The sequence below is a fragment of the Phragmitibacter flavus genome (genome assembly GCF_005780165.1).
Classification (GTDB): domain Bacteria; phylum Verrucomicrobiota; class Verrucomicrobiia; order Verrucomicrobiales; family Verrucomicrobiaceae; genus Phragmitibacter; species Phragmitibacter flavus.
In genome coordinates this window covers 77,445-86,169 of the sequence record NZ_VAUV01000020.1, presented here as the reverse complement: position 1 = coordinate 86,169, position 8,725 = coordinate 77,445, and the positions used below count along the sequence as shown (strand labels likewise).

Below are 8,725 nucleotides of genomic sequence, written 5' to 3'. Positions count from 1 at the left end.
GTTAGAAGACAAGCGAGCAAGTCATCAAGAGAAGGTCACGCAGATCAAGGAAAGGCCTCCCTTGTTGGCCATTGCGCACCCATTGACGGGCCATCAACGGATGGAATGGGCTTTTTACACAGTCTGGTTTCGTCGGCCATGCATTTCTCCAACCCTTCCATACCCATCAAAGCGCCGCAAGGCGACGGCACACTTCCTCAACATTCGCACGACTGTTAAACGCGCTGATGCGGAAATACCCCTCGCCCGCCGAACCAAACCCACTCCCCGGCGTGATCACCACATTGGCCTCGTTCAACATCTTGTCGAACATCTGCCAGCTGGTCAGGCCATTCGGCGTGCCCACCCAGACATAGGGTGCATTCACTCCGCCAAAAACCGGCAATCCAATCGCCTTCACCGCCTCAACCAACAACGCAGCGTTGCCCATGTAATGCTCAATCAACGCCTTGATCTGCGACTTGCCCTCGTCCGAATAAAGCGCCTCCGCGCCCTTCTGAACAATGTAGCTCGCGCCGTTGAACTTCGTGCTGTGACGCCGACTCCACAGCGGATGAATCGGATAAGCCGTGCCATCCTTCTGATACCCCAGCAGCGTTTTCGGAATCACGATAAACGCACAACGCACCCCGGTGAAGCCACCGTTTTTCGAGAAGCTGCGGAACTCAATCGCGCACTCACGCGCCCCTTCGATCTCGTAAATGCTGCGAGGAATCGACTCATCCTGAATGAACGCCTCATACGCCGCATCATAGAGCAAAATGCTGCCATGTTTGCGCGCATAGGCCACCCACGCCGTCAACTGCTCACGCGTCGCGACGGCACCCGTGGGATTGTTCGGGTAACAAAGATAAATCAGATCCACCTTCTCCTCCGGAATGTCCGGCACAAACCCGTTTTCCGGACTGCACTTCAAATACGTCAGCCCAGCATACGCCCCATTCTCGTCCGCCTCACCCGTGTTGCCGATCATCACGTTGGTGTCAACATACACCGGATAAACCGGATCCGTGATGGCGATCTTGTTCCCCGCACCGAAGATATCGAGGATGTTCCCCGTGTCGCACTTCGAACCGTCACTGATGAAAATCTCATCTGCCGACACCTCAAGCCCACGCGCCTTAAAATCGTTGTCCGCAATCGCATTACGCAAGAAATCATATCCTTGCTCAGGACCATATCCCTTGAACGTCCCGCGATCGCCCATCTCATCCACCGCCTCATGCATCGCATAACGCACTGCCTCAGGCAAAGCCTCCGTCACATCGCCAATGCCGCAACGAATCAGACGCGCCGCGCCTTCAGGATTCGCTTCGGTGAACGCTTTAACGCGACGGGCGATCTCCGGAAAAAGGTAGCCCGCTTTGAGTTTGAGGAAGTTTTCGTTGATAAGAGCCATGAGAAAATAGGGAGAATTCGAAGGACGGAGAGTTTAGCGGCAGATTGATCGTTGCCAACTGATTCTCGCTGCATCACCCGCTCAATTCAAAAGCCTGCCTCCCGCAGGCCCGCCACCGCCGCCATGACAGCCCTTGAACCAAACTAGATTTTTCGCACTACCGTAATCTCGCCGTTGTTCTCCAGCACCGCCAGCTTTACCTCCGCCGGGCTGGTGCAGCCCTCACGACGCAGCGCCATGTCCAGTTCATGATGGGTCAACTTCGCACCCCGCATCACCCCCTCATCCACCTTGCCTTTGTGAATCAGCACCTGCGGCCGTCCCTCCACCAGCGCCTCGATCTTCTTGCTGCGAAACGTCGCCAGTCCAAAACCGTAATTCAACAAGATCAAGGCCCCCGCCGAAATCAATCCGCCAAGCAGTGAATTGTCGCCCGCATTCATCGCATTCTGCACCGAATTCGACAGCAGCAACAACAACACCAAATCAAACGGAGCCAGCTGACCCACCTGCCTTTTACCTGACATCCGCAGGATCACCAGCACAAACACATACACCACCACCGCGCGGAGAACGAGTTCCCACCAGGACACAGACAGCGACCACATATTCACACGACATCCTGCAATTTCAGCAGCTCAATGATTTCCTGAGGCACGCCTGGATACGCGCCGCCCAACGAGATGTTGCCCACATACCCCAGCTGCTTCCACGAACCACTGTGCGTGTAATAACCTCCCAGGGTCAACTTGCGGATCAGCGTGAAAAACTTTGCCCCCAACTGATGCTCCGCCTTCACCTCACCCGCCCCGCAAATGTCATCCACGATTTGAATCTGCCCCGTTGCATTCACCTCATCAAAGCGTTTTTCAAAACGCCGAAAACTTTCCGTATTCAACCACGCTATCCCGCCCCTGATCAACTCGCGATCTGCCACCTTGTCCTCATACGGCGCACTGATCCATTCATTGATAAACTCCGGCACCTTCAACTCACTCGCCGACGGTCCCAGCTCATCCTTCGGCAAAATGATGTCCGCCAAAACCGTCACCGTCTTCATCTCCTCCTCACTCAATAACTTCTCCCAGGGAAACACCGGCTTGAAAAAATCCGGATCATGAATCGGGTGCCGCCCCACCGTCGAAGCCGGGGCCGGACCCGTTTCATTTGGAGCCGCCATGGCCGGTGCTGCCACACCCGCCGCCGAAGTGCCCGCGAGCCATTTCAGAGCATCGCGACGTGAAATAGCAGAACGTTCAGGCTTCATATTGAATCGGAGGTTGAAATGAAAAAGTTATAATTGAGTTTTTGGCAATCCCGCATTGATCTTCCGTGCCAGTGCGTCGGCATCGTCCATCGAAAACTTTCCAGAAATCACCGCCTTCCCACCAGTAATTTGATCCTTGATGTTGGGCGCCGATATCACTTTGCCGTCAATAATAATGGCCAGCCGTTTGCCAATGCTTCGTTTGGTGACTTCAGCAAATTTCTTCGCTCCTAACTCGGTAAAATCGAGTCCAACTGTCGGCCCCATAACGGCATCGGCAAAAGCATAGGCTGACTTGATGTCTGAAGAGTCAATCAACGATACTTTCTCCACTTTGATGGAACTGAACTCAGGTTCGACATACGGATCGGCATACGGCAACACCTCCGAACTTCCCCCTTCAACCTCCGTCACCTGACTAAACCTAAGCGTCACCGCTTCCAGCTCTTCAGCGGCCACACAAAAAGCCATGCCAACCAGTATAAGAACACTTGGAACTATCAGACGTTTCATAGGATTTCCTTCAAATCTCCCCTCGTTTCATCTCCCCCATCAACCATTCACAGCTCCGCCACGCCAGCGCCAGAATTGTCAGCGTCGGATTCTTGTCCGGATTGCTCGGCAACACCGAACCATCCATCAAAAACAAATTCTTCGCCTCCCACGTCTGGCACCATTGATTGGTCACGCTATCTTGATCGCTAAACCCCATGCGCGCCGTGCCGACTTCGTGGATGATCTCACCCGGCTTCTGAATCGCATCCTTGCCCGACTTCGGTTTCGGATCGCCACCCATCTCGCTCAGCAATTCCGCAAACGTGTTCTGCATGTGCTCCGCCTGCTTGATCTCATGATCACTCCATTTCCAATGAAACCGCAACACCGGAATGCCCCATTGATCCACCACATTCGGATCAATCTCACAATAACAATCTTTGTTTGGAATCATCTCGCCACGACCCGAAAAACCAAAAGTCGATCCATAATATCGCCGCGCCGCCTCCTTCAGCTTCGTCCCATAAACCCCCTTCGCCTTGCTGTCCAAAATCCCCAATGAAGTCACCCCCGGCATTTGTCTGCCACCGCTCATCTCAATGTGATAACCCCGCGCGAACCCCAGCTTCGCATGATCGCGCACCAACCACCACGGCGAATAAGTATGCAACCCTCCCGCTCCATCCTCATTGTAAGGCGGCAGGCTCTCCATTGCCGGAATCTGCGCCCCCAGACTCGTCCCCACCGAGTCCATCAAGTTCCTGCCCAACTCGCCCGATGCATTGCCCAAACCTGAACGATCCCTGCCCTTTGAGTTCATCAAAATCCGCGTCGTCTCACACGTGCTCGCCGCCAGAATCACCACCCGCGCCTTCACCACACAATCGCGGCGCGGCTGCTTGTCGATGTAGTGAACCCCCGTCGCCTTGCCATCCGGTCCAACCAAAACCTCACGAACCATCGCATCCGTGATGATGTCCAGATTCCCCGTGGCCAACGCCGGTGGGATCAACACCGTGGTGCTCTGAAAATTCGCACGGATCGAACATCCGCGAATGCAGTTCGTCGCCCAAAAACACGGGGCCCGCGTGCTCATGTCCAATGCCATGATCTCCTGCGCCTTGGGATTGTCAGGAAACAACTCGCCCGCCAGTTTCTTGCCATCCATCGGCACCGACAACACCGCGCGGTGCGCTGCCACAATCGGCACCCCATGCTTCTTGCCCGCCCGCTTCGCCAGCAACTCGCCCACCTTCGGTTTCGGCGGCGGTTGCAACACCCCCGGCGGCGAATCCGGCGCGTTCTCAATCCCGTTCGCCTCGCCATAAATGCCGACCAGCTTCTCCGCCCGATCATACCACGGCGCCATGTCCTCATACGTCATTGGCCAGTCCACCCCCAAGCCATCACGCGACTTTGGCCTGAAATCGTGCTCACCAAATCGCAGCGAAATCCGCCCCCAGTGATTCGTCCTTCCACCCAGCATCCGCGCCCGCCACCACCAGAAGTTGCCCTCCGTTCCCGCCTTGTTCGTGTAAGGCTCTCCCGGCACCTGCCAGCCGCCAATCGTTGCATCGTAATAACCGAAAAACCGGTCCGGCGTCCGATCCCCCCTCAACGGTGCCATCTCCGGCGTATTGAACATCGGCGTCTCCGTTTGCGGTTCGTAATTCCGACCCGCCTCAATCATCAGCACTTTCGCACCGTTGAGCGTGAGAATCAGCGCCGCCATTCCACCGCCGGCACCAGAGCCGACCACGATGGCATCGTATTGCGTTTTCGTCTTGCGATCCGTGAGCAAGGGCATGGGTGAGTGAGAACTGGGTAAAAATGAAACCGCCAGACACCAACCGCCAGTGAGCATTCCGGCGATGGATAAAACCGACACTACCAAGAGCCTTGATCAAAACGCAAGCATGGTTTGTTGGCGATCAAAGAAATGAAGCGAACGTCTGCGCAGCAATCAAGGACGAGTTCAAGCACGAGTAGGAGGACGAGGACGATCTATTTGCCTGCAGCCCACACCTTCGCCAAGTGATCCACCAATCGTAACTTCTGCGCGACCTTCGTCGAAATCACAAACGGATACACCGCCGGCTGACCAAGACTCAGCGAAGTTTCATTCAACACCGTGGACAAACTCACCCAGCCCTGCAACCACGTCACGAACGCTTTATCCGCTTTTTCATCCTGCGGCAAACTGTTCGGCAACTGACCCGCCTCCACCGGAAAATTCACCACCGGCAACGCTATCCGCTTGGTCTCCAAACCCAACCCCTCGAACGTCTCTGAGCCCTCCAAAATCTGCAAATAGTGCGCCCAGGTCTCCGCCCAATCCTCCCAGGGATGTGACGCCGCATAACCACTGATGAACTGATCCGCCCAATCCTGTGGTGCTCCGAACTGATAATGCCAGCTCAACGCCGCCCCATAGTCGCGCCACTCATCCCCGAAACGTTCACGAAACGCCAACCGTTGCGGATCGTCCCAAGCCGCTTCACTCATCCAGCGCTGCCAGAAATAATGACCAATCTCATGCCGGAAATGCCCCAGCAACGTGCGCGTGCTCTCCCCCAACTGCTCACGATTGATCTGCCGATACGTATCGTCCGCCTCGTCCAAATTCACCGTGATCACCCCATTTAAATGCCCCATCGTCACCCCCGGCTGCGCCTGCGCACTCACGATATCAAAAGCCAGACCCGACTGCGCATCCATCACCTTGGAGGCTAATGGAATCCCCATCCGCAGTAGCGAGTAAACCAAACGCCGTTTTGCGCCTTCCATCCGACCCCACAAGCGCACATTGCGCTCCTCCTTCAAATTTGGAATCTTGCGATTCAGCGAACACGAAAAACACAGAGCCGCCTTCTCCGCCGCTGCCCCATTGGCAGGCACCACCCAGTTGCAGATCCCATATTGCACCCCGTTTCCACAGCGCTGACCCCATCCACCTGGCCGGATTACCACCATCTTCTGCGCATCCGGGTCATAGCCCACCTCTTCACCACATTGCAAACACCGTGAGCTCTCAAAGAAAAGCACATTACCGCAGTCACAGACAAATCGTTGCATAATTCATGGGGGATCCTGATTAGCCACATCATCCAGCATCCCAAGCTCAACGATGAAGGGCAGTGTCCGCTCATTCGACAGAATAGCCAGCCAAAACACACGCTTCACTCCACCCAATCGACGGTGACAATCACGCCAGCCGTGTTCATTTAGGTATCATTCCGAGAAAACCATGCGAAGGCTGTTCATGAATATTTCTGTATTGGAACTGGCCGAAATGGTGACTGCGCGTCTCCTCCCTGGAGACAACGACACCATGATCACCGGTTTCGCATCGCTTCGCGAAGCCCGTCGCGGCGACCTCAGCTTCTTTTCCGACCATCGCTACCGCGGCTGGCTCGCCGAAACCAAAGCCAGCGCCGTCCTCATCCCTGAAGGCTGGACCACGCTCCCTCCCCACGTTTCCGGACTCATCGTTAAAGACCCCTCCGTTGCCTTTGAAAAAATTGTCGACGCCTTCGGCTTCCACGCCACCCCCGCCACCGTCGGCATCCATCCCTCCGCCGTCGTCGCCGAGGGCATCATCACCGACCAAACCGGCGTCTCCATCGGTGCCAATGCCGTCGTTGAGGAAGGCACTCAGCTCGGCAACCATGTCAGCATCGGTGCAGGTAGCTACGTCGGTCGCAACGTCACCATCGGCGACAACACCCAGCTTTTTCCCAATGCCACGATTCAGGAAGGCTGCACCCTCGGGGCCCGAGTCATCCTGCACTCCGGCGTCGTCATCGGTGCCGACGGTTTCGGCTACGAATTCATCAACGGCGAACACCGCAAAGTCCGCCAGTCCGGCATCGTGCAGATCGACGACGACGTCGAAATCGGTGCCAACACCACCATCGACCGCGCCCGCTTCGGCCGCACCTGGATCGGCAAAGGCACCAAAATCGACAACCTTGTTCAGATCGCCCACAACGTCGTCATCGGCAAACATTGCATCATCGTCTCCGGCACCGGCATTGCTGGCAGCGCCCAAATTGGCGACTACGTCGTCATCGCCGCCCAGGCCGGCATCGCGGGCCACGTCAACGTCGGTTCCATGGTCACCATCGGCGGTCGTGCAGGTGTCACCAAGGACCTCCCACCCGGTCGCGAATCCTACATGGGCTTCCCCGCCACCACCGCTGGCGAAGAACGCCGCCGCGTCGCCGCCTCCCGCCGCCTTCCTGATCTCCTTGATCGCGTCCGCGAACTCGAACGAGCCAACCGCAATCTCGAAATCAAAGCCATCGTTTAAATTGGAAGGCGAGATTACCCGTCCCGCTCGCCATTCGTCCTCGGCATCTTGCCGAGAACCCGCCACCAGATCAAGCGCTCAACCCAAGTCGGGGATTCATTCCTTGATCACCCCGTGTCCTGACAGGACACTTCATATCAGCCCGGCACAAGGTGCCGGGTAAAGTCCTTACACTCCGCGTCCTGCAAGGACGCCTCATGCACCCAGCGTGCATCGACCACACAAAAACGGCAACCTCACCCCTCCGCCTTCGGCCCAAGGTGCTCCGCGACCAGTTTCCACGTTCCGCCATCCTTCAACATCGACCATGTTCCCCGCCCCGAACCTGCCACCGCCTGCCCTTCCATCCGCCCCGACCACTCAAAAACAAACGTGCAGACCGCAAACCCATCCGACTTCACCATCCAATGAAGCTCCGAAATGGCATACTTCTCATCCTCAATCAGCGCGAAGTTTCTACGAAAAGCCTTCTCCACCTCCTTGATTCCCCGATGCACACTGCCGTCAGAAAAAGTCACCGTGCACCGCGAATCCATCAACGGTTCCACCGCCTCCCACTTCTGTGAAGCCAGAGCCTTTTCATAGGCCACCACCAAATCTTCAGGACTCATCACGTTTTTCTTTTCAGCCTCCAGGATCCCCGCACCGCAAGCCATCATCATTGCAAGCCACAAAATCAAACTCAAATTCCAGTCTGCTAGTCTTTCCACAATCGGTTTAAACATACATTTCGTCGCTCACTGGATTGTCTCCGTTTCTCTTTGATCCACCTCCTCCTCAATACAACTTCCGAATATCGTGATCAAAGCTGGGGGTCTCCTCAACAAACACCTGCGGCTTCTCCGTCAACCAAAACACCACCGCCAACACCGCAAATACCGTGTGCGGCACCAGCAGCGCCACGCATAACCATTCGAACGCTCCAACCTCCTCCGGCCATCCCTCCCAAAACGGCGCGGAAGCCCCAAACGAAATCCCCATCCACACCAGCGTTAGAAAGCCAAACCGCCGGGCTCGAGGCTTGCCAAATTTTTGCCGCGTGCGCCAGCCTCCTCCGCAAATGATGGGCGAATCGGACTTCATACGCAGTTCGTCGATCCTGACATGGTTCGAAGGGCAGGTAAATCACAAAAAACATCGGCCAAGATCGAGGGCACTGAACATTCCTACCGCGCTGCAGCTTTTGCCCGAATTCCAACGTGCCTCTCCAGCCAGAACCCCTTGAAACCGTCCGCAACAACAACATCACTTG

Annotated in this window: 9 protein-coding genes; 1 reads left to right on the top strand and 8 read right to left on the bottom strand. The window is 56.1% G+C overall.

Annotated features, from left to right (window positions below):
* Positions 1–166: 166 nt before the first annotated feature.
* The 6 genes from FEM03_RS21455 to FEM03_RS21430 form a co-directional block, all read right to left on the bottom strand.
* Positions 167–1,399: an LL-diaminopimelate aminotransferase gene (locus FEM03_RS21455; RefSeq protein WP_138088363.1), complete on the bottom strand. Its 1,233-nt coding sequence runs from the start codon at positions 1,397–1,399 to the stop codon at positions 167–169.
* A 143-nt stretch (positions 1,400–1,542) separates the two neighbouring features.
* The gene (locus tag FEM03_RS21450; RefSeq protein WP_138088362.1) at positions 1,543–2,007 is read right to left on the bottom strand and encodes a DUF421 domain-containing protein; all 465 of its coding nucleotides are present in this window, start codon (positions 2,005–2,007) and stop codon (positions 1,543–1,545) included.
* A gap of 2 nt (positions 2,008–2,009) precedes the next feature.
* A complete protein-coding gene (locus tag FEM03_RS21445; protein WP_138088361.1) occupies positions 2,010–2,666 on the bottom strand; it encodes a gluconate 2-dehydrogenase subunit 3 family protein in 657 nt (218 codons plus the stop codon).
* 27 nt (positions 2,667–2,693) lie between these two features.
* A complete protein-coding gene (locus tag FEM03_RS21440) occupies positions 2,694–3,179 on the bottom strand; it encodes a SecDF P1 head subdomain-containing protein (protein ID WP_138088360.1) in 486 nt (161 codons plus the stop codon).
* Between the two features lie 10 nt (positions 3,180–3,189).
* A complete protein-coding gene (locus FEM03_RS21435; protein ID WP_138088359.1) occupies positions 3,190–4,968 on the bottom strand; it encodes a GMC family oxidoreductase in 1,779 nt (592 codons plus the stop codon).
* Positions 4,969–5,165: 197 nt separating this feature from the next.
* Complete coding sequence (locus tag FEM03_RS21430; protein ID WP_138088358.1) at positions 5,166–6,236, bottom strand: zinc-binding metallopeptidase family protein; 1,071 nt, start codon at positions 6,234–6,236, stop codon at positions 5,166–5,168.
* A 187-nt stretch (positions 6,237–6,423) separates the two neighbouring features.
* Here FEM03_RS21430 and lpxD point away from each other — a divergent pair, with 187 nt between their 5' ends.
* Positions 6,424–7,473 carry a UDP-3-O-(3-hydroxymyristoyl)glucosamine N-acyltransferase gene (gene lpxD / locus FEM03_RS21425; RefSeq protein WP_138088357.1) on the top strand — a complete coding sequence of 350 codons (1,050 nt, stop codon included), beginning with the start codon at positions 6,424–6,426 and terminating at the stop codon, positions 7,471–7,473.
* Between the two features lie 236 nt (positions 7,474–7,709).
* Here lpxD and FEM03_RS21420 read toward each other — a convergent pair whose 3' ends face one another.
* Positions 7,710–8,084 (bottom strand): YybH family protein, encoded by a 375-nt coding sequence (locus tag FEM03_RS21420; protein WP_166443050.1) that lies wholly within the window; start codon positions 8,082–8,084, stop codon positions 7,710–7,712.
* 166 nt (positions 8,085–8,250) lie between these two features.
* Entirely contained in the window at positions 8,251–8,556 is a 306-nt protein-coding gene (locus FEM03_RS21415) for a hypothetical protein (RefSeq protein WP_138088355.1), read from the bottom strand.
* Between the last annotated feature and the right edge of the window lie 169 nt (positions 8,557–8,725).